Here is a 26,068-nt window from a genome sequence, read left to right on the forward strand (position 1 = left end):
GGAACGACCATGTCCCTCTCCATCGTCCACAGTCGCGCCCAGATTGGCGTGGATGCTCCCGCCGTCACTGTCGAAGTTCATCTGGCAAACGGTCTGCCCTCCCTGACCATGGTCGGACTGCCCGAGGCGGCGGTGAAGGAGAGCAAGGATCGCGTACGCAGCGCGATCATCAACTCCGGACTGCAATTTCCGGCGCGGCGGATCACCTTGAATCTGGCGCCGGCGGATCTGCCCAAGGATGGCGGACGCTTCGATCTGGCGATTGCCTTGGGGATTTTGTCGGCCAGTGTGCAGGTGCCCTGCCTGACCCTGGACGAGGTGGAATGTCTGGGCGAGTTGGCGCTGTCGGGTGCCGTGCGGCCGGTGCGTGGTGTGCTGCCGGCGGCACTGGCGGCGCGCAAGGCCGGGCGGGCGTTGGTGGTGCCGCGGGCGAATGCGGAAGAGGCGTGTCTGGCCTCGGGGTTGAAGGTGTTTGCGGTGGATCATTTGCTGGAAGCGGTGGCCCATTTCAACGGGCACACGCCGGTGGAGCCTTACGTTTCCGACGGCTTAATGCATGCCGCCAAACCCTATCCCGATCTCAATGAGGTGCAGGGGCAGACAGCCGCCAAACGCGCACTGCTGATTGCCGCAGCGGGGGCGCACAATTTGTTGTTCAGCGGGCCTCCAGGAACCGGCAAGACGCTGCTGGCCAGTCGTCTGCCGGGGTTGCTGCCGCCGCTTTCCGAGTGCGAAGCGCTGGAAGTGGCAGCGATTCAATCGGTCGCCAGCGGTGTGCCTCTGACTCACTGGCCGCAGCGTCCCTTCCGGCAACCGCACCATTCGGCTTCCGGACCGGCACTGGTCGGTGGCAGTTCAAAACCGCAACCCGGTGAAATCACCCTGGCTCATCACGGCGTGCTGTTTCTCGATGAATTGCCGGAGTTTGATCGCAAGGTTCTCGAGGTGCTCCGCGAGCCCTTGGAGTCCGGGCATATCGTCATCGCCCGCGCCAAGGATCGCGTGCGTTTCCCGGCGCGCTTTCAGCTGGTGGCAGCGATGAATCCGTGTCCCTGTGGATATCTTGGCGAACCGAGCGGCAAATGCTCGTGCACACCGGACATGGTGCAGCGCTATCGCAACAAATTGTCGGGGCCGCTGCTGGATCGTATCGATCTGCACCTGACCGTGGCGCGTGAAGCGACAGCATTGAATCCGGCAGCCAAGCTCGGGGAGGACAGCGCCAGCGCTGCGGCGTTGGTGGCTGAAGCGCGGGAGCGCCAGCAAAAACGCCAAGGCTGCGCCAATGCGTTTCTCGATCTGCCGGGGTTGAAGCGTCACTGCAAGTTATCCACAGCCGATGAGAGATGGCTGGAAGGGGCCTGCGAGCGACTGATCCTGTCGCTGCGCTCGGCGCATCGCCTGCTCAAGGTCGCGCGCACACTGGCGGATCTTGAGCAGGCCGATGCGATTACCCGCGAGCATCTGGCGGAGGCACTGCAATACCGGCCGGCGACACCTTAATGCTCAGTCAGATCAACCAGCGGCGTCTGGCGCACTTCGGTGTCGCGCCCGGCCTGAATATCGGTCACACGCTTCAGGGCGTTATCCACCGCAGCCTTATCGGCCAGCAGGCTATAGCTGATCTGGAACTGTTTGTGTTCTTTCGGCGCAATGGTCGGCACCAGATTCAACGGCCGCTGATAGCGACGGTTATAGGAAAAACTCGTCCCAGGCTCCAGCCCGGTGACGTAGCCCTGCCCTTGGGTGTCGGTGTTTTTCCACAGCGAGAACACTGGCAACTGCTGGGTATTGAAGCCAACCGCAACGCCGAGGCTACCGGCCTTGTTGTGCAGCACGGTCAGGGTATCGCCCTTGGCGTCCGCATATGGCACAACGTTGTAGACCGTTTCGTCGTAGTCCCTGGTCGGTGCGCGGTACGTCTGCCAGTCGGGCAGATCACCCTTGGCCTTGTCGTTGAACGGCGATACCTGCTTCACCGGCGCAGCAAACTTCGCGCCCTGCTCAAGAAACGGCGTACTGAAATTGCTGTGATACAGCGCCTGATATTCCTTCGCATAGTCGCCGTTATTGGTCAGGGTATCGTTGAGGACGAAGCTTGCGCTGCCAGGTTCAGTGACCAGTTCGGTTGCTACCGAGAAATCGACTTTCTTGAATGCCTGCTCTTTCAGCTCGCCACGCAGCGTAATGGCATACGGCGGTTTTTCATCGATGTGCAGAGTGACGGTGCTGGCCGGGATATTGGCGGCGCGACCATGCAGGGTCAGCAGTTCACCGTTGTCCATGCCGGGATGGCCAACCCACTCGTAACCGCAACGGGTGACCAGTTCATTGAAGCCTTCCAGCCAGCCCAGGCCACCGCGGCCGTTGAGCTCGATGAACGCCGGGTTGACCACGTCCTTGACCGGCGAATCCCAGCCCATGCGCACGTCGCCCACCGAAGCTTGCAACACGTTCATGCCACGGTTCGGCACCACCGAAAGCTTCATCGTGCCGTTATCGATATCGACGATGCTGACGCCCTCCTGACGACCGCCGTGCAGGGTGCGCAGGGTCACGGAAAACGGCTTGGTGGTTTTTACACCGAGCTGTTCACTGGTGATCGTCCAGTTTTTTGCCGGGGTGTTGGCGTCGAGCAGGACATAGTCCCAGGCCATGGCGTGGGAAGCGGCAGAGAATGCGCCGAGAGCGACGAGGAGTTTGAGCGGAGTCATGGCAGCAGCCTTTATTGGAGTTGTGCCATTTTTATAGCGCTGCGGAAACGTTTCAGCAAGTGCAAAGAAGCTGTGGGAGAAAAGCATTCGCGAGCAGGCTCGCTCCCACAGGGACATCGGGCTTTCACAACATTTGTGAGTCACACCGAAAACTGTGGGAGCGAGCCTGCTCGCGATGGCAATTTCAAAGACACATCAACGGAAGCGATCAACCTCGGATCGCAGATCCGCCGCCAGTTTCTCCAGCTCTTTAGCGGTGATGGCCAGGTTGGAAACCACCTCACGCTGCTCACTGTTGGCCATGGCAATGCTCTGCAGATTGCTGCTCAGCAACGTCGCGGTGCTGCTTTGCTCCTGAGTGGCGGTGGTGATTGCTGCAAACTGCTGGCCTGCCGAACGGCTCTGCTCGTCGATCCGTGCCAGTGCCGAGGCGACATTGGCGTTACGCGACAGGCCTTCCTGCATCAGCACATTGCCCTGCTCCATGGTGCTGATCGCGTTGCCGGTCTCCTGCTGGATGCTGTGAATCATGCTGGAGATTTCGTCGGTGGCCTGACGGGTACGCGAGGCGAGGCTGCGCACTTCGTCCGCCACCACGGCAAAACCGCGGCCCTGTTCACCGGCACGGGCGGCTTCGATCGCAGCGTTGAGCGCCAACAGGTTGGTCTGCTCGGCGATCGAAGTGATCACGCCAACAATGCCGCCGATTTCCTGGGAGCGCTGGCCGAGGGTGTTGATCACCGTGGCGGTGCTGTTCAGCGCACCGGCAATCTGCTCCAGCGACGACGACGCTTCTTCCATCGAGCTGCGACCAATCTGTGTTTGCTGGGCGTTTTCCTGTGCCAGGCGCTGAGTCGCGCCCATGTTGTCAGCGATGTTCAGCGACGTCGCACTGAACTCTTCCACCGCGCCGGCCATGCTGGTGATTTCGCCCGACTGCTGCTCCATGCCTTCATAAGCACCACCGGACAAACCGGACAATGCCTGCGCGCGACTGTTGACCTCTTCCGAGGCGCGGCGGATGTGTTCGACCATGGTCGACAGCGCCTGGCTCATCTGGTTGAACGCGCGGGACAGCTGACCGATTTCGTCGTGGCTCGATACGTTCAGACGCACGCTCAGATCACCGGCACCCAGAGCCTCGGCCTGACGCACCAGATCGCCCAGTGGCGCAAGCTTGCTGCGCAACAGCCAGACCACGGAACCGACCGCGAGCAACATCGCCAGCAGGCTGCCGATCGCCAGTTGCGTACCGACGCTCCAGGTCACCGCGCGGATCTCGGCTTTCGGCATGCTCGCGACCACCGACCACGGGCCACCTTCGAACGGCACGGCGATGCTGTAGAAGTCTTCGCCCTTGTCGCTCCAGAACTCGCCCTTGCCTGGGGTTTTCACCAGGTTATTGATGGTCGGCACGGCTTGATCCAGCGCTTCTACGCCGGCAATCGGCACCAGCCATTTGTTCTGCTCGTCGAGCAGGGCCAGCGAGCCGGTCTGGCCGATGCGGAAGCGCTTGAGATTGGCGAACTGCGCGTTCTGCGCGTCGGTGTAGTCGAAGCCGACATACAGCACGGCGATGATCTTGCCGCCCGCGTCGCGCACCGGGGTGTACTGCGACATGTAGTAGCGCTCGAACAACAGCGAGCGGCCGACATAACTCTGCCCCGCCATCAACTTTGCGTACGCCGGGTTGGCATGATCGAGCACGGTGCCGATGGCACGGGTGCCGTCCTGCTTGCTGACGTTGGTGCTGACGCGAATGAAGTCTTCGCCGCTGCGCACGAATACCGTTGCCACGCCGGCGGTCATCTGCTTGAACTCGTCAACTTCCTTGAAGTTGTTGTTCAGCACCTCGTTGCCCAGGTGCAGGCCCGGGGTCTGCACGCCGGCCACGGTCACTGGCTGATCGGGGTGCACACTCAGGCCACTGCCGAAGCGTTTTTCGAACAGACCGCTCAAGCGCAGGGTGCTTTCGCGCAGCGTACCGTGGAAGGTACTCAGTTGATCGGCCAGCAGCCGGGCCTCACTGGCCAGATGCTCTTCACGGGTGGCGAGGTTGGCGGAATCCAGCGAACGCAAGGCGAACACCGTACTGCCGCTGATGACTATCGCCAGTATTACAGCGAGGGCGAGGCCCAACTGCGAGGCGATCCGAGCACGAGGTTGAGACATGAACAGCTCCTGGCCGAGCCACCGAATCCTCCTTGATCGCGGTAATTGCCCGGAAAATATTCTAATAATGGGGGTAGCGCGAAACCGGCACGACGGTTCCACATGCTCGTAGTCGGCGGTAAAACCGAATACTTGAGCGCATTGCGTGGGTATGGCGCAGTGGTGGCATTGTGCCGGCTCGAACGTCTCAGCTCAAGCGTGTCACTGCCGGGAGCTGCATGGCGCGGACTTCGCTCTGAAGAAAGTCACTGAGGCGGCGCAAACGTTCACCTCCCGGACGGGTTCTTGGCCACACCAGGTAATAATCAAGACCACTGGCGACCGCTGTCGGCCACGGCAGACTCAAGCGCCCTTGCGCGACGTCTTCGGCAACCATCAGCAAATCACCCATGGACACACCGTAGCCGCGCGCCGCCGCGATCATGCCCAGTTCGAGGGTGTCGAACACCTGACCGCCCTTGAGCGAGACCTGATCGGATAACCCCATGCGCTCCAGCCAACTGCGCCAGTCTCGGCGATCCGGGGTCGGATGCAACAGTTCGGCGCTGCCCAGGCGCGCCACGTCCCAGGGCTGGTCATTGAGAAGGTTCGGCGCGCCAACCGGGATCAATTCCTCGGGAAACAGCAGGCTCGCTTCCCAGTCCGGCGGGAAATGCCCGTCGCTGAGCAACACGGCGCAATCGAACGGCTCATTGTTGAAATCCACCGAATCGATGTCCATCCACGCGCTCGTCAGTTGCACCTCATTGCCCGGCTGCAAGTGGCGGAAGCGGCTCAGCCGCGCCAGCAACCAACGCATGGTCAGGGTTGAGGGTGCCTTCATGCGCAGGATGTCGTCCTCGGCGCGCAAGGTGTTGCAGGCGCGCTCGAGGGCGGCAAAGCCTTCGCGGATACCGGGCAACAGCAGCCGGGCCGATTCGGTCAGCTGCAAGTTGCGGCCGCTGCGATGAAACAGCCGGCAGGCGAAATGTTCTTCGAGGGTACGCATGTGCCGACTGACCGCGCTTTGGGTAATCGACAACTCTTCCGCCGCGCGGGTGAACGAGCTGTGTCGCGCTGCCGCTTCGAATGCACGCAGGGCATACAGGGGCGGAAGGCGTCGGGACATACACAAAGCTCCAGTAGCGGGATGCAGCCGGTTCGGCCGAGACGGTTCAGGATGAGTATTAATCATGCCACCCATCCTTTTTATCCCTTTGTGCAACGCCTGCCAAGCGCCGAGAATCGACGCTCTTCTGTTCCCTTTGATATTTGGGTGGTGATGACCATGCGGCATCCTGTGCGTACCGAACTCTGGGCCATTCTGCGGCTGGCGGGGCCGCTGATTGCTTCGCAGTTGGCGCACATGCTGATGGTGCTGACCGACACCCTGATGATGGCGCGCTTGAGTCCAGAAGCGCTGGCCGGTGGCGGCCTCGGTGCGGCCAGCTATTCGTTCGTGTCGATTTTCTGCATCGGCGTGATTGCAGCGGTCGGCACACTGGTGGCGATCCGTCAGGGCGCCGGCGACATCATCGGTGCCGCGCGCCTGACACAGGCCGGACTGTGGCTGGCCTGGCTGATGGCGCTCGGCGCCGGGCTGCTGCTGTGGAACCTCAAACCCGTGTTGCTGCTGTTTGGCCAGACCGAAACCAACGTCAACGCCGCCGGGCAATTCCTCATCGCCCTGCCCTTCGCCTTGCCGGGTTATCTGAGCTTCATGGCCCTGCGCGGTTTCACCAGTGCGATTGGCCGGGCGACGCCAGTGATGGTGATCAGCCTCGCCGGCACGGTGGCCAATTTCCTGCTCAACTACGCGCTGATCACCGGCATGTTCGGTCTGCCGCACCTGGGTCTGACCGGCATCGGTCTGGTCACGGCGATTGTCGCCAACTGCATGGCACTGGCGCTGGCCTGGCACATTCGCCGGCATCCGGCCTATGACGCTTATCCGTTGCGCGTCGGTCTGTCGCGGCCGAACCGGCAATACCTGAAAGAACTCTGGCGCCTGGGCCTGCCGATTGGCGGCACCTATGCGGTGGAGGTCGGGTTGTTCGCTTTCGCTGCACTGTGCATGGGCACCATGGGCAGCACGCAAATGGGCGCGCACCAAATCGCTCTGCAGATCGTTTCTGTGGCGTTCATGGTTCCGGCCGGGATGTCCTATGCCATCACCATGCGCGTCGGCCAGCACTATGGCGCCGGGCAACTGGTTGATGCGCGGATGTCCGGCCGTGTCGGCATTGCCTTCGGCGCGGTAGTGATGCTCGGCTTTGCCCTGGTGTTCTGGCTGTGGCCGAACCAGTTGGTCGGCCTGTTCCTCGACCATAACGACCCGGCGTTTGCCGAGGTGATCCGTCTGGCGGTGAGCCTGCTGGCAGTAGCGGCGTGGTTCGAGTTGTTCGACGGCACGCAGACGATTGCCATGGGCTGTATCCGCGGGCTCAAGGATGCCAAGACCACCTTCCTGGTCGGCCTGGCTTGCTATTGGCTGATCGGCGCGCCGGCGGCGTGGTGGATGGCTTTCCACCTCAATTGGGGGCCGACCGGTGTCTGGTGGGGACTGGCGCTGGGGTTGGCGTGCGCGGCAGTGAGCCTGACGCTGGGGTTTGAATGGAAGATGCAGCGGATGATTCGGCGCGAGCCGCAAGCTCAAGGTTTTAACATCCCCCAGGCCGAATGAGGTCCTCTGTAGGAGTGAGCCTGCTCGCGATTGCGGTATATCAGTCAATGCAAATGTTGACTGTTGAAAAGCTATCGCGAGCAGGCTCACTCCTACAGGGGGTGGTGATCAGCCGACGATTTCCAGAGCCGGCTGCTGGCTCGATCCCGACGTCAGGTATTCCACCAGCTCCTCCAGCGGCAACGGCCGGCTGATCAGATAACCCTGCACCTGATCGCAACCGAACCCGCGCAACAAGTCCAGCTGCTCCGGCGTCTCGACCCCTTCGGCAACCACTTCCAGGTGCAGGTTGTGCGCGAGGTTGATCATCGCGTGCACCAGTTTGCGGTTCTCTTCGCGTTGTTCCATACCGCCGACAAAACTCTTGTCGATCTTCAGCAAAGTGATCGGCAGGCTGTTGAGGTGTACGAACGAAGAAAAACCGGTGCCGAAATCGTCCAGCGAGAAGCGCACGCCGAGGCGGCCGAGCGCGTCCATGGTCTGCTTGACCAGATCGCTGCGCCGCATCACCGCGGTTTCGGTCAGTTCGAACTCCAGCCACTGTGCTTCCACGCCACGCTCGGCAATCAGACGACTGAGCGTCGGCAGCAACTGGCTGTCCTGAAACTGCCGGAACGACAGGTTGATCGCCATGTGCAGCGGCGGCAGTCCCTGCTCGCGCAGAGCCTGCATATCCCGCAGTGCCCGGGCAATCACCCAGTAACCCAACGGCACGATCAATCCGCTTTGTTCGGCCAGTGGCACGAATTCGCTCGGCGGCAGCAGACCGCGCTCCCCATGGCGCCAGCGCACCAGCGCTTCGAGGCCGACGATCTGGCCATCCTCAAGATTCAGGCGTGGCTGGTAATGCAGCTCCAGCTCGTCGCGGCGCAGGGCTCGGCGCAGTTCGCTTTCGAGGTCAGCCATGCTCCGCGCATTGCGGTTGATTCGCTCGTTGAAGATATGAAAGGTGCAGCCCTGCGTGCTCTTGGCCTGCTGCATGGCGATGTGTGCGTGCCACATCAATGGATCGGCACCGCCGTTGGCGCGGGCGTGAGCGATGCCGAGGCTGGAGCCGATCAGCAGGCTCTCACCGTCGACCCAATAAGGTTCGGCCAACGCCTCGGTAATGCGCTCGGCCATCCACTCGGCGCGTTGCGGCGCGCGGCGGGTGTCGATCAGCAAAGCAAATTCATCACTGCCCAGCCGCGCCAGTTGATCACCGGCTTCCAGCTGACTTTTCAGGCGCGCGACGACTTGCAGGATCAGACGATCGCCAGCCTGATGACCAAGAGCATCATTGGCATGGCGGAAGTTATCGAGATCGAGATGGCCAAGGGCGAGGCCGCGACCGTCGCCTTCGGCAAGACGCGCGGTGAGCAGGGTCTGGAAACCCTGGCGATTGGCGATGCCGGTCAGCGGGTCCTGTTCGGCCAGGCGCTGCAGGGTGTTTTCCAGCACGCCGCGCTCGCGAACATGGCGCAGACAACGCTGGAGCATGCCAGCGTCGAGGGCGTCGAAGACCAGCCAGTCGCTGACCCCGACCGGCGCGGTGGCCGGTTCATGCTCCAGCAGCAGAACGGTCGGCAGGCTGCAGCGCCCGGGCGCCGGCTGCAATGCCGGCAGGGTCAGCAGCACCGCGTGGCGGTTGTCCTCGAACAGGCGGCTGACCGAATCCCAGTTCGGCGCGCTGATCAGCACCGCCGCGCTCCCCATCGGAGCCAGACACTCACGCAACAACGCTGTCCACGCTGGCTCTTCGGCCAGTAGCAGCAAACGCAAGGGTTCGACAGGCGTAGACAAGCTGACTCCCTAGACTCTGCAATGATGTAGGCGGGGCATTATGCCGGTGTGCTGAACAATGACCAATGCGTTGTCCGATGACAACGGCAGTGAAAGGTTATTTTGTGTCACGAATGAGAACATTAGCCGCAAAATCCCCGCGTATCCTGCGTGAAAGTAACAAAACCGGCAAATCTGAATCGCGTGTTGCGTCACAAGTCGGACAGAGCAGCACAAATCGCTGAGCCTGTTAAAATGCCGGCCCATTTCGTCAACGACTCCCGAATTTTCGTATGTCCCGACTCAATCCCCGGCAGCAAGAAGCCGTGAACTACGTCGGCGGCCCTCTATTGGTGCTCGCCGGTGCTGGCTCCGGCAAGACCAGCGTGATCACGCGCAAGATCGCGCACCTGATCCAGAACTGCGGCATCCGCGCCCAGTACATCGTCGCCATGACCTTTACCAACAAGGCCGCGCGCGAAATGAAAGAGCGCGTCGGCACCCTGTTGCGTGCCGGCGAAGGTCGCGGCCTGACCGTCTGCACCTTCCACAACCTGGGCCTGAACATCATCCGCAAGGAGCATGCGCGGCTGGGCTACAAACCCGGTTTCTCGATCTTCGACGAGACCGACGTCAAAGCCCTGATGACCGACATCATGCAGAAGGAATACGCAGGCGAAGACGGCGTCGACGAGATCAAGAACATGATCGGCGCCTGGAAAAACGACCTGATCCTGCCTGCCCAGGCCCTGGAAAACGCGCGCAATCCCAAAGAGCAGACCGCCGCCATCGTCTACACCCACTATCAGCGCACGCTCAAGGCGTTCAACGCGGTGGACTTCGACGACCTGATCCTGCTGCCGGTAAAGCTTTTCGAAGAACACGCCGACATTCTCGAAAAGTGGCAGAACAAAGTGCGTTACCTGCTCGTCGACGAATACCAGGACACCAACGCCAGTCAGTATCTGTTGGTGAAGATGCTCATCGGCAAGCGCAACCAGTTCACCGTGGTGGGCGACGATGACCAGTCGATCTATGCCTGGCGTGGCGCGCGCCCGGAAAACCTGATGCTGCTCAAGGACGACTATCCGTCCTTGAAAGTGGTCATGCTCGAACAGAACTACCGTTCAACCAGCCGCATCCTGCGCTGCGCCAACGTGCTGATCTCGAACAACCCGCACGAATTCGAAAAACAGCTGTGGAGCGAGATGGGCCACGGCGACGAAATCCGCGTGATCCGCTGCCGCAACGAGGACGCCGAAGCCGAGCGCGTGGCCATGGAAATCCTCAGCCTGCATCTGCGCACGGACCGCCCGTACAGCGATTTCGCGATTCTGTATCGCGGTAACTATCAGGCCAAGCTGATCGAATTGAAGCTGCAACACCACCAGGTGCCGTATCGCCTGAGCGGCGGCAACAGCTTCTTCGGCCGTCAGGAAGTGAAGGACCTGATGGCCTACTTCCGCCTGATCGTAAATCCCGATGACGACAACGCCTTCCTGCGCGTGATCAACGTGCCGCGCCGCGAGATCGGTTCGACCACCCTGGAAAAACTCGGCAACTACGCCACCGAACGCAAAATCTCGATGTACGCCGCCACCGACGAAATCGGCCTGGGTGAACATCTCGACAGCCGCTTCACCGACCGCCTGGCGCGCTTCAAGCGCTTCATGGACAAGGTCCGCGAGCAGTGTGCCGGCGAAGATCCGATTTCGGCGTTGCGCAGCATGGTCATGGACATCGACTACGAGAACTGGCTGCGCACCAACAGCTCCAGCGACAAGGCTGCGGACTACCGCATGGGCAACGTCTGGTTCCTGATCGAGGCGTTGAAAAACACCCTTGAGAAAGACGAAGACGGCGAAATGACCGTCGAGGACGCCATCGGCAAACTGGTGCTGCGCGACATGCTCGAGCGCCAGCAGGAAGAGGAGGACGGCGCCGAAGGTGTGCAGATGATGACGCTGCACGCATCCAAAGGGCTGGAATTTCCCTACGTGTTCATCATGGGCATGGAAGAGGAAATCCTCCCGCACCGCTCCAGTATCGAAGCCGACACCATCGAAGAAGAACGTCGCCTGGCCTATGTGGGCATCACCCGTGCCCGCCAGACCCTGGCGTTCACCTTTGCCGCCAAGCGCAAGCAGTACGGCGAAATCATCGACTGCGCGCCGAGCCGCTTCCTGGATGAACTGCCGCCGGACGATCTGGTCTGGGAAGGCAACGACGACACCCCGACTGAAGTCAAAGCCGTGCGCGGAAATAGCGCATTGGCCGATATACGCGCGATGTTAAAGCGCTAGAATCGACTACTTTTTAATCTACCTTCGGCGCCCATCGCGCCAACAGAGGAAGCTGTTGTGGAAGCACTGCACAAAAAAATCCGCGAAGAAGGCATCGTGCTTTCCGATCAGGTCCTGAAAGTCGACGCCTTTCTGAACCACCAGATCGACCCGGCACTGATGAAGCTGATCGGTGACGAATTCGCCGCGCTGTTCAAGGACTCGGGGATTACCAAGATCGTCACCATCGAAGCTTCGGGCATCGCCCCAGCGATCATGACCGGTCTGAACCTCGGCGTGCCGGTGATCTTCGCCCGCAAGCAACAGTCGCTGACCCTGACTGAAAACCTGCTCTCGGCGACCGTGTACTCGTTCACCAAAAAGACCGAAAGCACCGTGGCCATCTCCCCGCGTCACCTGACCAGCAGCGACCGCGTGCTGATCATCGACGACTTCCTCGCCAACGGTAAGGCCTCGCAAGCGCTGATCTCGATCATCAAACAGGCCGGCGCCACCGTTGCCGGTCTGGGCATCGTCATCGAGAAGTCGTTCCAGGGCGGCCGCGCCGAACTGGACTCGCAGGGCTACCGCGTCGAGTCGCTGGCCCGGGTGAAATCGCTGAAGGATGGCGTCGTTACCTTCATCGAGTAACCAGCAGCACCGAGTTACCCCTGTGGGAGCGAGCCTGCTCGCGAATGCATTGTGTCAGTCACCCTGTTGAGGGAATGACACACCGCTTTCGCGAGCAGGCTCGCTCCCACAGCGGCTTCTGGGGTGGGCAGTTATTGCGTGGTGGCTTTCAGACCAGTGAGGAGCAGGCGCTGGAAAAGGTCTTCCTTCAACCCCTCCGGATTCGTCAGCTGCATCCGCTCAAGATGCTCCGGGAACGTTGAGGCCTCCGGCGCATCCAGCGCTGCCTTGCCCAGTTCCAGAATCTCGCTCAGCTTGAACTTGCTCTTCAGCCAGTTCAGCGCGCGCAACAGATCCCGTTCGATCGCGGTGAAATCACAACCTAGCGGGTACTCCGGAAACAGGTTCGGGTGCCGCGCGGCAATCGCCTGCAAGCGTTGCGGTGTGTTGTCGGCAAACCGTGGATCAATACGGAAATCCTTCGGCAGCTTGCCGACGTTCTGCGCCTGTTCGATGAGCCCTGGCTGAAAACGTGAGTCGCTGATGTTGAGCAGCGCTTCGATCACTGCCGCGTCGGATTTGCCGCGCAGGTCGGCGATGCCGTACTCGGTGACGACGATGTCGCGCAGATGCCGCGGAATCGTGCAGTGGCCGTATTCCCAGACGATGTTGGAACTGACCTCGCCGGCGGACTCGCGCCAGCTGCGCAGAATCAGAATCGACCGCGCATTGTGCAACGCGTGTCCCTGCGCCACGAAGTTGTACTGCCCGCCGACCCCACTGAGCACCCGTCCGTCTTCCAACTGATCCGCGACACCCGCCCCCAGCAACGTCATGTTGAACACGGTGTTGATGAAGCGCGCATCAAGGCGCTGCAGACGTTTGAGTTCTTCCTGCCCATACAGCTCGTTGATGTAGCTGATGCGGGTCATGTTGAATTCTAGCAACCTGCTTTGCGGCAACTCGCGCAGCCGTTCATAGAAGCTGCGCGGGCCGAGGAAGAAACCGCCGTGCACGCAGATACCGTCAGGTTGTGCCGCTTCGTCGAGGGTGCCGGCATTGGCCTGTTCCTGCGTCGGCACATCGGGATAGACCTTGCGCCGAATGATCCCGGCATCTGCCAGCACCAGCAGACCGTTGACGAACATCTCGCTGCAACCATAAAGGCCTTTGGCAAAGGGCGCGGTGCCGCCCTCGCGCTGGATCAATTGCGCCCATTGGCTGAGGTTGATGTCATCGAGTAACGCCTGATAGCCGGCGTTATCGGCCTGACGGGCAAGCAGCGCTGCGGTCAACGCGTCACCCATCGAACCGATACCAATCTGCAGCGTTCCGCCGTCGCGCACCAACGTACTGGCGTGCAAGCCAATGAAATGATCCTGGAAGCCCACCGGCATATTCGGCGTGGAAAACAGCGTGCTGCTGTCCTTCTCGTCGATCAGCAGATCGAAGGTGTCGATGTCGACTTCAGCATCGCCGGGCATGTACGGCAGATCCGTATGCACCTGGCCGACCAGCACAATGGTCTCCCCCGCCTCGCGGCGCTTGGCGATCATCGGCAACAGGTCAAGGGTGATGTCCGGGTTGCAACTCAGGCTCAGCCGATCGGGATGTTCGCTGTTGCTGGCGAGCAACTGCGCCACCAGGTTCAGGCCTGCTGCGTTGATGTCGCGGGCGGCATGGCTGTAATTGCTGCTGACGTAATCCTGCTGCGCCGGCGCGCTGTTGAGCAGGCTGCCGGGCTGCATGAAGAACTGCTGGATACGGATGTTGGCGGGCAGGCTGTCGCGCTGCAGATCGGCGAGGAAATCGAACTCCGGATAATCACCGAACACCCGCTCGACGAAGGGCTCGATAAAGCGCTTCTGCAAGCCATCGCCCAGATTCGGCCGACCGAGGCACAGCGCGGTATAGATCGTCAGCTGCCGCTCGGGCAGCTCCTTGATGCGCCGGTACAGCGCGTTGACGAAGTGATTCGGCTTGCCCAGCCCCAGCGGCAGGCCCATGTGGATGTGCGCCGGCAAGCGCGCCAGTACGTCGTCCACCGCCTGTTCGATCGAACACAACTGCACCATCTGAAGCCTCCCGCCCGTTCCGTTGATAGGGGTAGACCGAGATTGCCTTGAGTTTGCTGCAAAGGACAGCGTTTGGTTTCGAGATGTTTGTTCAACTTAAGAGGGTCACCCTCACCCTTGCCCTCTCCCAGAGGGAGAGGGAACTGATTGAGGATATTCAGCATTTCGTTGACATTGAAAACGCTCCACCGAATCCAATAATCGACTTGATCCTTCAGGTCGATGTACAACGCCAGAGACCTCGGTCGGTTCCCTTCCCTCAGGGAGAGGGTTCCGGTGAGGGCTCTTGATTTACGGGCACAAAAAAACCGTCCGAAGACGGTTTTTCGTTGAGAGCGTCGCTTACAGACCGGACATCTCTTTGATCGCACCTTTGAGCTCTTCATCGGAGCAATCGGCGCAGGTGCCTTTTGGCGGCATGGCGTTGATGCCGGTGATGGCCTTGGCAAGGATGCCGTCCAGACCACCCTGATGATCGGCCCGCTCCTTCCAGGCTGCCTTGTCGCCGATCTTCGGCGCGCCGAGCAGGCCCGTGCCGTGGCAAGCGTTGCAATGCTTGGCGATCACGTCTTTAGGTGCCTTCGCCCCGCCTCCGCCGCCTGCGGTCGCAGCCACTTCCATACCCTTGCATTCCTGCCCTTGAACACACACCTGGCCGACGGGCTCGATGCGTTTGGCGATGTCGTCATTCGTCGCAGCTTGAGCGCTGACAGCCCAGAGGGCCAGTACGGTTGCTGGTGCAGCCAGCATTTTCATAATTAGGTTCACGCGTTCACCCTCAATGGTGGCTATTCACGCCTGCGGCCACGGTTCGCAGGCGGCGCAAGTATAGCGGCTAGGCCGCTGTACTGAAACAACCCCATGGTTAGAGGGGTCTTGTTGCGCATCGGAAGAACGGTCCGGGTGCCTTCGCCGTAATGGTCTGGCGCCTCTTGCTTAGAAATTCGCCGGCGTCGCTGCGCTGATTAGTCGCGCCGGTACGTCGAACGGATTACGGAAACGATGCGGCTTGGTACTTTCAAAATAGTAGCTGTCGCCAGCTTCGAGGATAAAAGTTTCCAGACCTACCACCAGCTCCAGGCGACCTTCCACCAGAATCCCGGTTTCCTCACCTTCATGGGTGAGCATTTCTTCGCCAGTGTCGGCGCCCGGCGGGTAGATTTCGTTGAGGAAGGCGATGGCGCGGCTGGGGTGGGCGCGGCCGACCAGTTTCATGGTCACGGCGCCGTCGGAGATGTCGATCAGCTCGTTGGCCTTGTAGACGATCTGGGTCGGTTGGTCCTGCAGGATCTCTTCGGAAAAGAACTCGACCATGGACATGGGAATGCCGCCGAGCACCTTTCTCAGCGAACTGATCGAAGGACTGACACTGTTCTTTTCGATCATCGAAATGGTGCTGTTGGTGACGCCCGCGCGTTTGGCGAGTTCACGCTGGGAAAGCCCTTTGAGCTTGCGGATCGATTGCAGTCGTTCACCGACGTCCAAGGCGGGAGCCTCCTGATGTTGTAAGAATATTGAGCGTTATCATGGCGACAGCGTTCAGTATTTACAACACTTGGCCCCCGTAGCGGCGTCAACCCTCGGAATAGAGCCTCGGCACCCGACGCAGGTTGCAGAATATCTGGTAAGGGATGGTGTCGGCCCACTTCGCCACCTCGCTGGCGAGGATGTTCTTGCCCCACAACTCGACGTCGGAACCGAGGCCGGCTTCCGGCACATCGGTCAGGTCGATGCAGAGCATGTCCATCGACACGCGCCCCAGCAGGCGGCTGCGTTTGCCGGCCACAAGCACCGGCGTGCCGGTCGGCGCCTGACGCGGGTAGCCGTCAGCGTAACCCATGGCGACCACGCCGATGCGCATGGGTTTGTCGGTGATGAACCTGGCGCCATAGCCAATCGGTTCGCCGGCCGGCAGTTCACGCACGCTGATGACTTTCGATGCGAGGGTCATCACCGGTTGCAGGCGCTCGGCCACTGCGTTGGCTTCTTCGAACGGGGTCGCGCCGTAGAGCATGATGCCCGGGCGTACCCAATCGCTTTTGATTTCTGGCCAGCCGAGCACGGCTGGTGAGTTGCGCAGGCTGACTTCCGCCGCCAAACCCTGACGCGCCGCTTCGAACACTGCCACCTGCTCGGCACTGCTCTGCGCGTGCAATTCATCGGCGCGGGCGAAGTGGCTCATCAGCACGATTTTCGCCACTTTGCCGCTGGCCAGCAGACGCTGGTACGCCGCTGGGTAATCTTTCGGATGCAGGCCGACCCGGTGCATGCCGGAGTCGAGCTTGAGCCACACCGTGATGGGTTTGCTCAGCGCCGCCTGCTCGATCGCTTCGAGCTGCCACAGCGAATGCACCACGCACCAGAAATCATGCTCGACGATCAACGCCAGCTCGTCTGCCTCGAAGAAGCCTTCCAGCAGCAGTACCGGCGCGCGAATCCCGGCAGCGCGCAACTCCAGTGCCTCTTCGATGCACGCCACGGCAAAACCGTCCGCCTCGGCTGCCAGTGCCTGGGCGCAACGCACCGCGCCATGGCCGTAGGCGTCCGCCTTGATCACCGCAAGCGCTTTGGCGCCAGTGACTTCACGGGCAATTCGGTAGTTGTGACGCAGGGCTTGAAGATCGATCAGGGCACGGGCAGGACGCATGGCGGCAGACTTCTGGGCGGTCATGGAAAGAAAAACCGGCGCTGACTGACGGCGTGAACCGCCAACAGCGCCGGGAGAGGGATCTCGGAAACGTTATGGCAGCGCGGCGACGATGGAGATCTCCACCAGAATGCTCGGCTTGGCCATCTTCGCTTCGACGGTGGCGCGGGCGGGCGCGGCGCCTTTCGGCAGCCACTGGTCCCACACTGCGTTCATGCCGGCAAAGTGGGCGTCGATGTCGTTCAGGTAGATCGTCGCCGACAACAGATGCTGCTTGTCCGTCCCGGCCAGATCGAGCAGGCGCTCGATATTGGCGAGCACGTCGCGGGTCTGCTGTTCAATTCCGGCGTCGAAGTCGTCGCCGACCTGCCCGGCCAGATACACGATGCCGTTGTGGCTGACGATCTGACTCATGCGCTCATTGGTGAGCTGGCGCTGGATTGACATGTTTTGCGGACTCCTGGGTCTGGTTGCCGTAACGGGAAATATCGAGGCCTTCGGCGCTGATCTGGGGCTTTTTCTTCGCCATCAGGTCGGCGAGCAAACGGCCGGAACCGCAAGCCATGGTCCAGCCGAGCGTACCGTGACCGGTGTTGAGGAACAGATTCTTGAATGGCGTAGCACCAACGATCGGCGTGCCGTCCGGCGTGGTCGGGCGCAGGCCGGTCCAGAAACTCGCCTCGGCCAGATTGCCGCCCTGAGGATAAAGGTCGTTGACGATCATCTCCAGGGTTTCGCGTCGACGCGGGTTGAGCGACAGGTCGAAACCGGCGATCTCGGCCATGCCACCGACGCGGATGCGGTTGTCGAAACGGGTGATCGCGACCTTGTAGGTCTCGTCGAGAATGGTTGAAGTCGGCGCCATCGCCGGATCGGTGATCGGCACCGTCAGCGAGTAGCCCTTGAGCGGATACACCGGAGCCTTGATGCCCAGCGGCTTGAGCAGTTGCGGCGAGTAGCTGCCGAGTGCCAGCACGTAGCGGTCGGCGGTTTCCAGCTTGCCGTCGATCCACACGCCGTTGATGCGATCACCGGCGTAGTCGAGCTTCTGGATGTCCTGGCCGAAACGGAATTCCACGCCGAGCTTGCGCGCCATTTCGGCGAGACGGGTGGTGAAGATCTGGCAGTCGCCGGTCTGGTCGTTGGGCAAACGCAGCGCGCCGGCGAGAATGTCGGTGACGCCTGCCAGAGCCGGCTCGACGCGGGCAATGCCGGCGCGATCGAGGAGTTCAAACGGCACGCCGGATTCTTTCAGCACGGCGATGTCCTTGGCGGCGTTATCCAGCTGCGCCTGAGTCCGGAACAACTGGGTAGTGCCGAGGCTGCGACCTTCGTACGCAATGCCGGTTTCGGCGCGCAACTCATCGAGGCAGTCACGGCTGTACTCGGACAGACGCACCATGCGCTCCTTGTTCACCGCGTAACGGCTGGCGGTGCAGTTGCGCAGCATTTGCGCCATCCACAGGTACTGATCGATGTCGGCGGTGGCCTTGATCGCCAATGGCGCGTGGCGCTGAAGCAGCCACTTGATCGCCTTGAGCGGCACGCCCGGCGCAGCCCACGGCGAGGCGTAACCCGGCGAGACCTGGCCGGCGTTGGCGAAACTGGTTTCCATGGCCGCAGCAGGCTGCCGGTCCACCACCACCACTTCGAACCCGGCACGGGCCAGATAGTAAGCACTGGCGGTACCGATAACGCCGCTACCCAAGACCATGACGCGCATTTTCAATCCCTCATCGCGGCTTTTCGCCGAACTGTTTATTAGAGCAATGATGAGCGCAGTGTAAAAAAGAAATGCCAGTGCTTTTCACTATATAAGCGCCTATATTTGGCGACAATTCTCGGCAAAAACCCTTTTCACGGAGGCGCATCCCCTATGCGTACCAACACTCAGACCAAACGTGAGCTGGACAAGATCGACCGCAATATCCTGCGAATCCTGCAGGCGGACGGGCGGATTTCCTTTACCGAACTGGGGGAAAAGGTCGGCCTCTCGACCACGCCATGCACCGAGCGCGTGCGGCGCCTGGAGCGCGAAGGAATCATCATGGGCTACAACGCCCGGCTCAATCCGCAGCATTTGAAGGGTAGCCTGCTGGTGTTTGTCGAGATCAGCCTCGATTACAAATCCGGCGACACTTTCGAGGAGTTTCGCCGCGCGGTGCTGAAGCTGCCCCATGTGCTGGAGTGCCATTTGGTGTCAGGGGATTTCGACTATCTGGTGAAGGCGCGGATTTCCGAGATGGCCTCCTATCGCAAGCTGCTGGGCGACATCCTGTTGAAGCTGCCGCATGTGCGCGAATCGAAGAGTTACATCGTCATGGAAGAGGTGAAAGAGAGCCTGTGCCTGCCGATTCCGGATTGACATTTTCGGTGCCCGACCCGGCCCTATCGCGAGCAGGCTCACTCCTACACTTGCAATGCGTACCCCTGTCGGAGTGAGCCTGCTCGCGATGGCGTCAACTCGGTTCCGAGTGAACGCGTTAAACCAGCACCTGCCGATTCGCCGCCATGTATTCGAATATCTGCTTCTCCACCCGCGGATGAATCAACTCCACCGGTCGCCGCTCGTTGGGGCACGGCAAGGTCTTGGTGGTGCCGAACAATCGGCAGATCAGCGGTCGCTCTTCATACACCGTGCAGCCATTCGGCCCCAGGTGCACACAGTTGAGTTCTTCCAGCGCCGCATCCTGCTCGGCGCGGGTCTTGCGTGGCAGTCGTGCCATCTCTTCGGGCGAAGTGGTCACTGGCCCGCAGCAGTCGTGGCAGCCCGGCACGCATTCGAACGTCGGGATCTGCTGACGCAGGGTGCGGATTTTCTGGCTGTTGCAGCTCATCGAAACGGTGACCAAAGTGGCGGGACAACGATTGTGCCGCAAAAGCCCGGATCCAGACACCGCAGACCGACCGATGTTGCCCGCCTTCAGCCGCGCAGCTTATGCTCCGTCAAATTTTCTCGACACTCAGCCGTTGGATGATGCCCATGACCGCCCGCGCCCAGACCACCGCGAGCCAGCCCCACGTTGCCTCTTATTACGCCGCCAGCAGCTTGCCGCAGCCCGACCATCCTGTGCTGCAAGGCGACGTGGCGGCTGACGTCTGCGTGGTCGGCGGCGGCTTTTCCGGGTTGAACACGGCACTGGAACTGGCTGAGCGCGGCCTCAGCGTAGTGTTGCTGGAAGCGCACAGGATCGGCTGGGGCGCCAGCGGTCGCAACGGCGGGCAGTTGATTCGCGGCGTCGGTCACGGCCTCGATCAGTTCGCCAATGTCATCGGGGCCGACGGCGTGCGCGCGATGAAGCTCATGGGCCTGGAAGCAGTGGAAATCGTCCGCCAGCGCGTCGAGCGTTTCGGCATTGCCTGCGACCTGACCTGGGGCTACTGCGACCTTGCCAACAAGCCTTCCGATCTCGACGGTTTTGCCGAAGACGCCGAAGAACTGCGCAGCCTCGGTTATCGCTACGAAACCCGCCTGTTAAAAGCCAGTGAAATGCACACAGTGGTCGGCTCCAAGCGCTACGTGGGCGGCTTGATCGACATGGGTTCCGGGCATCTGCACCCGCTGAATCTGGCGCTGGGCGAAGCGGCTGCGGCGCAGCAACTGGGCGTTCAGCTGTTCGAGCGTTCGGCGGTGACGCGCATCGATTACGGCCCCGAAATGAAAGTGCACACGGCGCAGGGCTCGGTGCGGGCGAAGACTCTGGTGCTGGGCTGCAATGCTTATCTCAACGACTTGAATCAGCAACTGAGCGGAAAGGTTCTGCCCGCCGGCAGCTACATCATCGCCACAGAGCCGCTGAGCGAAGAGCAGGCGCATGACCTGCTGCCGCAGAACATGGCGGTCTGCGATCAACGAGTAGCGCTGGATTACTATCGGCTCTCGGCGGATCGACGCTTGCTGTTCGGTGGTGCCTGCCATTATTCAGGACGTGATCCGAAAGACATCGGGGCTTATATGCAGCCGAAGATGCTTGAAGTGTTCCCGCAACTGGCCGGGGTGAAAATTGACTATCAATGGGGCGGGATGATCGGCATCGGCGCCAACCGCTTGCCGCAGATCGGCCGGCTCGCCGATCAACCGAACGTGTATTACGCCCAGGCTTATTCCGGTCATGGGGTGAATGCCACACACCTGGCCGGCAAGCTGCTGGCCGAGGCGATCAGCGGGCAGCATGGCGGTGGCTTTGATCTGTTCGCCAAGGTGCCGCACATCACCTTCCCCGGTGGCAAGCATTTGCGCTCGCCGCTGTTGGCGCTGGGAATGTTGTGGCATCGGCTTAAAGAGTTGGTCTGACAGAGTTGCGGTGGCTTTAAGGGCCCTATCGCGAGCAGGCTCACTCCTACAGTTGAAATGAGTTTCCCCTGTAGGAGTGAGCCTGCTCGCGATGAGGCCCGCAAGAACGATACAGATCTCAGATCCGCCAGAACGGCTTCAACCCCTCCTCCCGCGCCTGCTCACGGGTCAGCCCGATATCCTTGAGCTGATCCGCCGTCAGCGCCAGCAACGCCTTGCGCGTGTGCAGACGCTGCCAGAACAGACCCCAGCGACTCAGGCCGGACGGCGCGTTACGCAGCTGATTGCGCGCGTTGTCCTTCTGCCCTGCCGCCAGTTCCTGACTGTGTAACGTCAGCCGCACATCGCTCAAGCCGTTCATTTTCGTTGCTCCTGTTTACTTGGGTAGCCAGAGATTCCATGATGCGCGGGCCGGCAAAACCATTACAGACTCAACGAACCTGTATTAACTCCATACAGATTTGCCGATTCGCTGACTGAATGATCGTTTTCTGCCGCATCTGTACTGGTTTTCATCACTGCACACCGAGACCACCATGACTCTGTATGTAAACCTCGCCGAATTGCTCGGCACCCGCATCGAACAGGGTTTCTATCGCCCCGGTGATCGCTTGCCGTCAGTGCGTGCACTGAGCGTTGAACACGGAGTCAGTCTGAGCACGGTGCAGCAGGCCTATCGCGTGCTCGAAGACAGCGGTCTGGCCACGCCAAAACCCAAGTCCGGCTATTTCGTGCCAGTTGGCCGCGAACTGCCGGAATTGCCGGCAATCGGCCGCCCGGCGCAACGGCCGGTGGAGATTTCGCAGTGGGATCAGGTGCTGGAATTGATCCGCGCCGTACCGCGCAAAGACGTTGTGCAGTTGGGCCGCGGCATGCCCGATGTCGGCTCGCCGACCATGAAACCATTGCTGCGTGGACTGGCACGGATCAGTCGGCGGCAGGACATGCCCGGTCTGTATTACGACAACATCCACGGCAACCTCGAACTGCGCGAACAGATCGCACGCCTGATGCTTGATTCCGGCTGTCAGTTGAGCGCCAGCGATCTGGTGATCACCACTGGCTGCCACGAAGCGCTGTCCACCAGCATCCACGCGATCTGCGAGCCGGGCGACATCGTCGCGGTGGATTCACCGAGCTTCCACGGCGCCATGCAGACCCTCAAAGGCCTGGGCATGAAAGCCCTGGAAATCCCCACCGACCCGCTCACCGGCATCAGCCTCGACGCGCTTGAACTGGCCTTGGAACAGTGGCCGATCAAAGCCATTCAGCTCACGCCCAACTGCAACAACCCCCTCGGCTACGTCATGCCCGAGTCGCGCAAGCGCGCCCTGTTGACGCTGGCCCAGCGTTTCGACGTGGCGATCATCGAAGACGATGTGTATGGCGAACTGGCCTACACCTACCCGCGCCCACGTACGATCAAATCCTTCGATGAAGACGGCCGCGTGTTGCTCTGCAGCTCGTTCTCCAAGACTCTGGCGCCGGGGCTGCGCATCGGCTGGGTGGCACCGGGCCGGTATCTGGAGCGGGTGCTGCACATGAAATACATCAGCACCGGATCCACCGCGCCACAACCGCAGATCGCCATTGCCGAATTCATCAAGGCCGGCCATTTCGAGCCGCACCTGCGGCGCATGCGCATGCAGTACCAGCGCAATCGTGACGCGATGATCGACTGGGTGACCCGCTACTTTCCCGCCGGCACACGCGCCAGTCGCCCGCAGGGCAGCTTCATGCTCTGGGTGGAGCTGCCGGACGGTTTCGACACGCTGAAACTGAATCGCGCGCTGCACGATCAGGGCGTACAGATTGCCGTCGGCAGCATCTTTTCCGCCTCGGGCAAATACCGCAATTGTCTGCGGATGAACTACGCTGCCAAACCAACAGCGCAGATCGAAGAGGCGGTGCGCAAGGTCGGTGCCGCGGCAATCAAATTACTCGCTGAGACCGACTGACCTTTTTTGTCAGCCCGGCGTCCAAAATGCCGACCTCAACCGCCAACCGGAACGATCCTACGTGAGCTTCAGACAGCCCCTACTCGCTTTACTGATACTCGCCTCGTTCCTCAGCGGCTGCGCCAGCCTTGATGTACCGCGCGAACCGAGCCAGGCCCTGCCGGCGTCGGAATCGAGTTTCGGCCGCTCGATCCAGGCGCAGGCCGCGCCCTACAAGGGGCAGTCCGGGTTTCGCCTGCTCTCCGACAGCGGTGAGGCATTTACCGCCAGGGCCGAGCTGATTCGTCACGCCCAGGTCAGCCTCGATTTGCAGTACTACATCGTCCACGACGGCATCAGCACGCGGATGCTGGTGGAGGAAGTGCTTAAGGCTGCCGACCGTGGCGTGCGTGTGCGCATCCTGCTCGATGACACCACCAGCGACGGCCTCGACCAGATCATCGCCACCCTGGCGGCGCATCCGCAGATTCAGATTCGCTTGTTCAATCCGTTGCACTTGGGACGCAGCACCGGCGTCACGCGTGCGGCCGGACGACTGTTCAATCTGTCCGTGCAGCATCGGCGCATGCACAACAAGTTGTGGCTGGCGGACAACAGCGCGGCCATCGTCGGCGGGCGCAATCTGGGCGACGAGTATTTCGACGCCGAACCCAACCTGAATTTCACCGACATCGACATGCTCAGCATCGGCCCGGTGGCCGAGCAGCTCGGGCACAGTTTCGATCAGTACTGGAACAGTGCGCTGAGCAAGCCGATCGACGAATTCCTCTCCAGCCAGCCGACCGCCGCCGACCTGGAGAACACGCGCACGCGCCTGGAAGAGTCGCTGGAAGAAACCCGCAGGCAGAACCACGCGCTGTATCAGCAGTTGATGAAGTTCACCACCGACCCGCGCATGGACATCTGGCGCAAAGAGCTGATCTGGGCCTGGAACCAGGCGTTGTGGGATGCGCCGAGCAAGGTTCTGTCCAAGGGCGAACCTGATCCGCACCTGCTGCTGACCACACAACTGGCGCCGGAACTGACCGGTGTCAGCAAAGAGCTGATCATGATTTCTGCGTATTTCGTGCCGGGTCAGCCGGGGCTGGTCTACCTGACCGGGCGCGCCGATGCCGGGGTCTCCGTGAGCCTGTTGACCAATTCGCTGGAGGCCACCGACGTGCCAGCGGTGCATGGCGGCTACGCGCCCTATCGCAAGGCGTTGCTGGAACACGGGGTGAAACTCTATGAACTGCGGCGCCAGCCTGGGGATAACTATGGCAGCGGTCCGCGAGTGTTCTACAGCCGCTCGTATCGCGGCTCGGATTCCAGCCTGCACAGCAAGGCGATGATTTTCGATCGGCGCAAATCGTTTATCGGCTCGTTCAATTTCGACCCGCGCTCGGTGCTGTGGAACACCGAAGTCGGCATTCTGGTCGACAGCCCGGAACTGGCTGAGCACGTCCGCGCACTAGCGTTGCAAGGCATGGCGCCAACCCTGAGTTATCAGGCGAAACTCGAGGACGGCAAGGTCGTCTGGGTCACGGAGGACAACGGTCAGATGCATACCCTGACCAAGGAACCGGGGAGCTGGTGGCGGCGTTTCAACTCGTGGTTCAGCACCAGCGTCGGCCTGGAGCGGATGCTGTAAAAAACAAAAAGATCGCAGCCTTCGGCAGCTCCTACAGTTGGAATGCATATCCCCCTGTAGGAGCTGCCGAAGGCTGCGATCTTTTGCTCTCAAGCAGTCTGCGTTGCGCCGAATGCCCCCTGGCGCAACAACAAAAGCACCAATCCAAACGCACCCGCCGCCATCAACAGCGGCAATGCATGCCCATTGATCCACTGACTGCCTGCCCCCGCCGCCAACGGCCCGACCAGACAACCGACACCCCACAACTGCGCGATATGCGCATTGGCGCGCACCAGCGCATCGTCACGGTAACGCTCGCCAATCAGGATCAGCGACAGGGTAAACAGGCCGCCGGCACTGGCACCGAACAGCACCCACAGCGGCCAGATCAGCAGCGTGTCGAGCAACAGTGGAATGGCCAGACTCGACAGCATCAACACCACCGCGCACCCGGCAAACAGCGTGCGCCGCGACAGGTAATCAGCCAATGCGCCAATCGGCAGTTGCAACAGCGCATCGCCGACCACCACGGTGCTGACCATGGCCAAGGCGATTTCGGCGGTGAACCCCTGTTGCAGGCAGTACACCGGCAGCAACGTCAGGATCATCGCCTCGAACGCGGCGAACAACGACACTGCCCAGGCAATCGCCGGCAACTCCCGGGCAAAGCCCCACAGATCGCCAAATGTCACGCTGTTGGCCTCACTGCTCGGCGCGCCGCTGCGACCCAAGAGCAGGAAGGGCGAGACCGTCAGCAGACCCACCCCGACCCAAAAACCGTAATCATGCTCGGTGCCCAGCGCGCCCAGCAGCAATGGACCGGACAGTTGGCTCAGCGCATAGCTGCTGCCATACAGCGCTACCAGACGCCCGCGCCACTTTTCGACAACCAGCTGGTTGATCCAGCTCTCGCCAAGGATGAACACGATGGTCAGGATCACGCCGATCAGCAGCCGCAGCAGCAACCAGATCGGATAACTCGGCAGCAATGCCAGTAAACCGATCGACAATGCCCCGGCCCAGAGGCACAGACGCATCAGGTTAGCGGTGCCGAAATACGCAGCGAGATGGCTGGAAATCTTCGCACCCAGCAGCACACCGATCGCCGGCATCGCCGCCATCACACCGATGGCGAATGAGCCGTAACCCCAGCCCTCCAGACGCAACGATACCAATGGCATGCTGACCCCCAGAGCCAGGCCGACACTCAAGACAGACGCCAACACGGCGAAATAGGTCGCCCACCGCATGTTCCACGCTC

The 26,068-nt window shown here is 61.2% G+C and carries 21 protein-coding genes; 8 read left to right on the forward strand and 13 right to left on the reverse strand.

Annotated features, from left to right (window positions below):
- Positions 1–9 precede the first annotated feature (9 nt).
- Positions 10–1,503 carry a YifB family Mg chelatase-like AAA ATPase gene (locus BLU71_RS21070; RefSeq protein WP_083353813.1) on the forward strand — a complete coding sequence of 498 codons (1,494 nt, stop codon included), beginning with the start codon at positions 10–12 and terminating at the stop codon, positions 1,501–1,503.
- Here BLU71_RS21070 and BLU71_RS21075 read toward each other — a convergent pair.
- The 3 genes from BLU71_RS21075 to BLU71_RS21085 all read right to left on the reverse strand — a co-directional run bounded on the left by BLU71_RS21075 (position 1,500) and on the right by BLU71_RS21085 (position 5,994).
- On the reverse strand, positions 1,500–2,714 hold the full coding sequence (locus BLU71_RS21075) for an aldose 1-epimerase family protein (protein ID WP_083353814.1): 1,215 nt from the start codon (positions 2,712–2,714) through the stop codon (positions 1,500–1,502). The two genes, BLU71_RS21070 and BLU71_RS21075, sit on opposite strands and share 4 nt — an antisense overlap.
- Before the next feature lie 195 nt (positions 2,715–2,909).
- A complete protein-coding gene (locus BLU71_RS21080) occupies positions 2,910–4,886 on the reverse strand; it encodes a methyl-accepting chemotaxis protein (RefSeq protein ID WP_042607122.1) in 1,977 nt (658 codons plus the stop codon).
- A 187-nt stretch (positions 4,887–5,073) separates the two neighbouring features.
- Positions 5,074–5,994: a LysR substrate-binding domain-containing protein gene (locus BLU71_RS21085; protein ID WP_042607123.1), complete on the reverse strand. Its 921-nt coding sequence runs from the start codon at positions 5,992–5,994 to the stop codon at positions 5,074–5,076.
- Positions 5,995–6,153: 159 nt separating this feature from the next.
- Here BLU71_RS21085 and BLU71_RS21090 point away from each other — a divergent pair, with 159 nt between their 5' ends.
- Complete coding sequence (locus BLU71_RS21090) at positions 6,154–7,548, forward strand: NorM family multidrug efflux MATE transporter (RefSeq protein WP_064364760.1); 1,395 nt, start codon at positions 6,154–6,156, stop codon at positions 7,546–7,548.
- A gap of 108 nt (positions 7,549–7,656) precedes the next feature.
- Here BLU71_RS21090 and BLU71_RS21095 read toward each other — a convergent pair whose 3' ends face one another.
- On the reverse strand, positions 7,657–9,330 hold the full coding sequence (locus BLU71_RS21095) for a putative bifunctional diguanylate cyclase/phosphodiesterase (RefSeq protein ID WP_042607124.1): 1,674 nt from the start codon (positions 9,328–9,330) through the stop codon (positions 7,657–7,659).
- Positions 9,331–9,602: 272 nt separating this feature from the next.
- On the opposite strand from BLU71_RS21095, the gene rep reads away from it, so the two are divergent.
- On the forward strand, positions 9,603–11,612 hold the full coding sequence (gene rep / locus BLU71_RS21100; RefSeq protein WP_083353815.1) for a DNA helicase Rep: 2,010 nt from the start codon (positions 9,603–9,605) through the stop codon (positions 11,610–11,612).
- A gap of 57 nt (positions 11,613–11,669) precedes the next feature.
- Complete coding sequence (locus BLU71_RS21105) at positions 11,670–12,242, forward strand: xanthine phosphoribosyltransferase (RefSeq protein WP_042607125.1); 573 nt, start codon at positions 11,670–11,672, stop codon at positions 12,240–12,242.
- 131 nt (positions 12,243–12,373) lie between these two features.
- Here BLU71_RS21105 and BLU71_RS21110 read toward each other — a convergent pair whose 3' ends face one another.
- The 6 genes from BLU71_RS21110 to dadA form a co-directional block, all read right to left on the reverse strand.
- Positions 12,374–14,296 carry an acetyl-CoA hydrolase/transferase C-terminal domain-containing protein gene (locus BLU71_RS21110; protein ID WP_083353816.1) on the reverse strand — a complete coding sequence of 641 codons (1,923 nt, stop codon included), beginning with the start codon at positions 14,294–14,296 and terminating at the stop codon, positions 12,374–12,376.
- A gap of 342 nt (positions 14,297–14,638) precedes the next feature.
- The gene (locus BLU71_RS21120) at positions 14,639–15,052 is read right to left on the reverse strand and encodes a c-type cytochrome (protein ID WP_042607130.1); all 414 of its coding nucleotides are present in this window, start codon (positions 15,050–15,052) and stop codon (positions 14,639–14,641) included.
- A gap of 180 nt (positions 15,053–15,232) precedes the next feature.
- Positions 15,233–15,781, reverse strand: coding sequence for a cupin domain-containing protein (locus BLU71_RS21125; protein ID WP_016772566.1), 549 nt, complete (start codon positions 15,779–15,781; stop codon positions 15,233–15,235).
- A gap of 88 nt (positions 15,782–15,869) precedes the next feature.
- Positions 15,870–16,943, reverse strand: a complete 1,074-nt coding sequence (alr, locus tag BLU71_RS21130) for an alanine racemase (RefSeq protein WP_042607131.1) — start codon at positions 16,941–16,943, stop codon at positions 15,870–15,872.
- 93 nt (positions 16,944–17,036) lie between these two features.
- On the reverse strand, positions 17,037–17,390 hold the full coding sequence (locus tag BLU71_RS21135) for a RidA family protein (RefSeq protein WP_042607132.1): 354 nt from the start codon (positions 17,388–17,390) through the stop codon (positions 17,037–17,039).
- Positions 17,362–18,666: a D-amino acid dehydrogenase gene (gene dadA, locus BLU71_RS21140; protein WP_042607133.1), complete on the reverse strand. Its 1,305-nt coding sequence runs from the start codon at positions 18,664–18,666 to the stop codon at positions 17,362–17,364. Before dadA ends, BLU71_RS21135 begins: the two co-directional genes overlap by 29 nt.
- A 153-nt stretch (positions 18,667–18,819) precedes the next feature.
- Between dadA and BLU71_RS21145 the strand changes: the two genes are divergently transcribed.
- Complete coding sequence (locus BLU71_RS21145; protein ID WP_010465173.1) at positions 18,820–19,308, forward strand: Lrp/AsnC ligand binding domain-containing protein; 489 nt, start codon at positions 18,820–18,822, stop codon at positions 19,306–19,308.
- 118 nt (positions 19,309–19,426) lie between these two features.
- On the opposite strand, the gene BLU71_RS21150 is transcribed toward BLU71_RS21145, so the two are convergent.
- Positions 19,427–19,780 (reverse strand): YkgJ family cysteine cluster protein, encoded by a 354-nt coding sequence (locus BLU71_RS21150; RefSeq protein ID WP_065616970.1) that lies wholly within the window; start codon positions 19,778–19,780, stop codon positions 19,427–19,429.
- A gap of 146 nt (positions 19,781–19,926) precedes the next feature.
- Here BLU71_RS21150 and BLU71_RS21155 point away from each other — a divergent pair, with 146 nt between their 5' ends.
- Complete coding sequence (locus BLU71_RS21155) at positions 19,927–21,237, forward strand: NAD(P)/FAD-dependent oxidoreductase (RefSeq protein WP_083353818.1); 1,311 nt, start codon at positions 19,927–19,929, stop codon at positions 21,235–21,237.
- Between the two features lie 118 nt (positions 21,238–21,355).
- On the opposite strand, the gene BLU71_RS21160 is transcribed toward BLU71_RS21155, so the two are convergent.
- Positions 21,356–21,598 (reverse strand): DUF1127 domain-containing protein, encoded by a 243-nt coding sequence (locus BLU71_RS21160; protein WP_064364649.1) that lies wholly within the window; start codon positions 21,596–21,598, stop codon positions 21,356–21,358.
- Positions 21,599–21,773: 175 nt separating this feature from the next.
- On the opposite strand from BLU71_RS21160, the gene BLU71_RS21165 reads away from it, so the two are divergent.
- Positions 21,774–23,195, forward strand: coding sequence for a PLP-dependent aminotransferase family protein (locus BLU71_RS21165; protein ID WP_064364648.1), 1,422 nt, complete (start codon positions 21,774–21,776; stop codon positions 23,193–23,195).
- Between the two features lie 61 nt (positions 23,196–23,256).
- Positions 23,257–24,825 carry a phospholipase D family protein gene (locus tag BLU71_RS21170; protein ID WP_064364647.1) on the forward strand — a complete coding sequence of 523 codons (1,569 nt, stop codon included), beginning with the start codon at positions 23,257–23,259 and terminating at the stop codon, positions 24,823–24,825.
- A gap of 89 nt (positions 24,826–24,914) precedes the next feature.
- Here the strand turns inward: BLU71_RS21170 and BLU71_RS21175 are convergent, their stop codons facing one another.
- Positions 24,915–26,057 (reverse strand): MFS transporter, encoded by a 1,143-nt coding sequence (locus BLU71_RS21175; protein WP_083353819.1) that lies wholly within the window; start codon positions 26,055–26,057, stop codon positions 24,915–24,917.
- Positions 26,058–26,068 lie beyond the last annotated feature (11 nt).

Source organism: Pseudomonas moraviensis (genome assembly GCF_900105805.1).
GTDB classification, from domain to species: domain Bacteria; phylum Pseudomonadota; class Gammaproteobacteria; order Pseudomonadales; family Pseudomonadaceae; genus Aquipseudomonas; species Aquipseudomonas moraviensis_A.

What these genes read in the sequence shown, in the direction of transcription:
- BLU71_RS21135 (WP_042607132.1), bottom strand. Translation starts at nt 17,390, where the DNA reads ATGTCAATCCAGCGCCAGCTCACCAATGAGCGCATGAGTCAGATCGTC.
- alr (WP_042607131.1), bottom strand. Translation starts at nt 16,943, where the DNA reads ATGCGTCCTGCCCGTGCCCTGATCGATCTTCAAGCCCTGCGTCACAAC.
- BLU71_RS21150 (WP_065616970.1), bottom strand. Translation starts at nt 19,780, where the DNA reads ATGAGCTGCAACAGCCAGAAAATCCGCACCCTGCGTCAGCAGATCCCG.
- BLU71_RS21090 (WP_064364760.1), top strand. Translation starts at nt 6,154, where the DNA reads ATGCGGCATCCTGTGCGTACCGAACTCTGGGCCATTCTGCGGCTGGCG.
- BLU71_RS21160 (WP_064364649.1), bottom strand. Translation starts at nt 21,598, where the DNA reads ATGAACGGCTTGAGCGATGTGCGGCTGACGTTACACAGTCAGGAACTG.
- BLU71_RS21165 (WP_064364648.1), top strand. Translation starts at nt 21,774, where the DNA reads ATGACTCTGTATGTAAACCTCGCCGAATTGCTCGGCACCCGCATCGAA.
- BLU71_RS21080 (WP_042607122.1), bottom strand. Translation starts at nt 4,886, where the DNA reads ATGTCTCAACCTCGTGCTCGGATCGCCTCGCAGTTGGGCCTCGCCCTC.
- BLU71_RS21070 (WP_083353813.1), top strand. Translation starts at nt 10, where the DNA reads ATGTCCCTCTCCATCGTCCACAGTCGCGCCCAGATTGGCGTGGATGCT.
- BLU71_RS21075 (WP_083353814.1), bottom strand. Translation starts at nt 2,714, where the DNA reads ATGACTCCGCTCAAACTCCTCGTCGCTCTCGGCGCATTCTCTGCCGCT.
- BLU71_RS21085 (WP_042607123.1), bottom strand. Translation starts at nt 5,994, where the DNA reads ATGTCCCGACGCCTTCCGCCCCTGTATGCCCTGCGTGCATTCGAAGCG.
- dadA (WP_042607133.1), bottom strand. Translation starts at nt 18,666, where the DNA reads ATGCGCGTCATGGTCTTGGGTAGCGGCGTTATCGGTACCGCCAGTGCT.
- BLU71_RS21120 (WP_042607130.1), bottom strand. Translation starts at nt 15,052, where the DNA reads ATGAAAATGCTGGCTGCACCAGCAACCGTACTGGCCCTCTGGGCTGTC.
- BLU71_RS21145 (WP_010465173.1), top strand. Translation starts at nt 18,820, where the DNA reads ATGCGTACCAACACTCAGACCAAACGTGAGCTGGACAAGATCGACCGC.
- rep (WP_083353815.1), top strand. Translation starts at nt 9,603, where the DNA reads ATGTCCCGACTCAATCCCCGGCAGCAAGAAGCCGTGAACTACGTCGGC.
- BLU71_RS21155 (WP_083353818.1), top strand. Translation starts at nt 19,927, where the DNA reads ATGACCGCCCGCGCCCAGACCACCGCGAGCCAGCCCCACGTTGCCTCT.
- BLU71_RS21110 (WP_083353816.1), bottom strand. Translation starts at nt 14,296, where the DNA reads ATGGTGCAGTTGTGTTCGATCGAACAGGCGGTGGACGACGTACTGGCG.
- BLU71_RS21175 (WP_083353819.1), bottom strand. Translation starts at nt 26,057, where the DNA reads ATGCGGTGGGCGACCTATTTCGCCGTGTTGGCGTCTGTCTTGAGTGTC.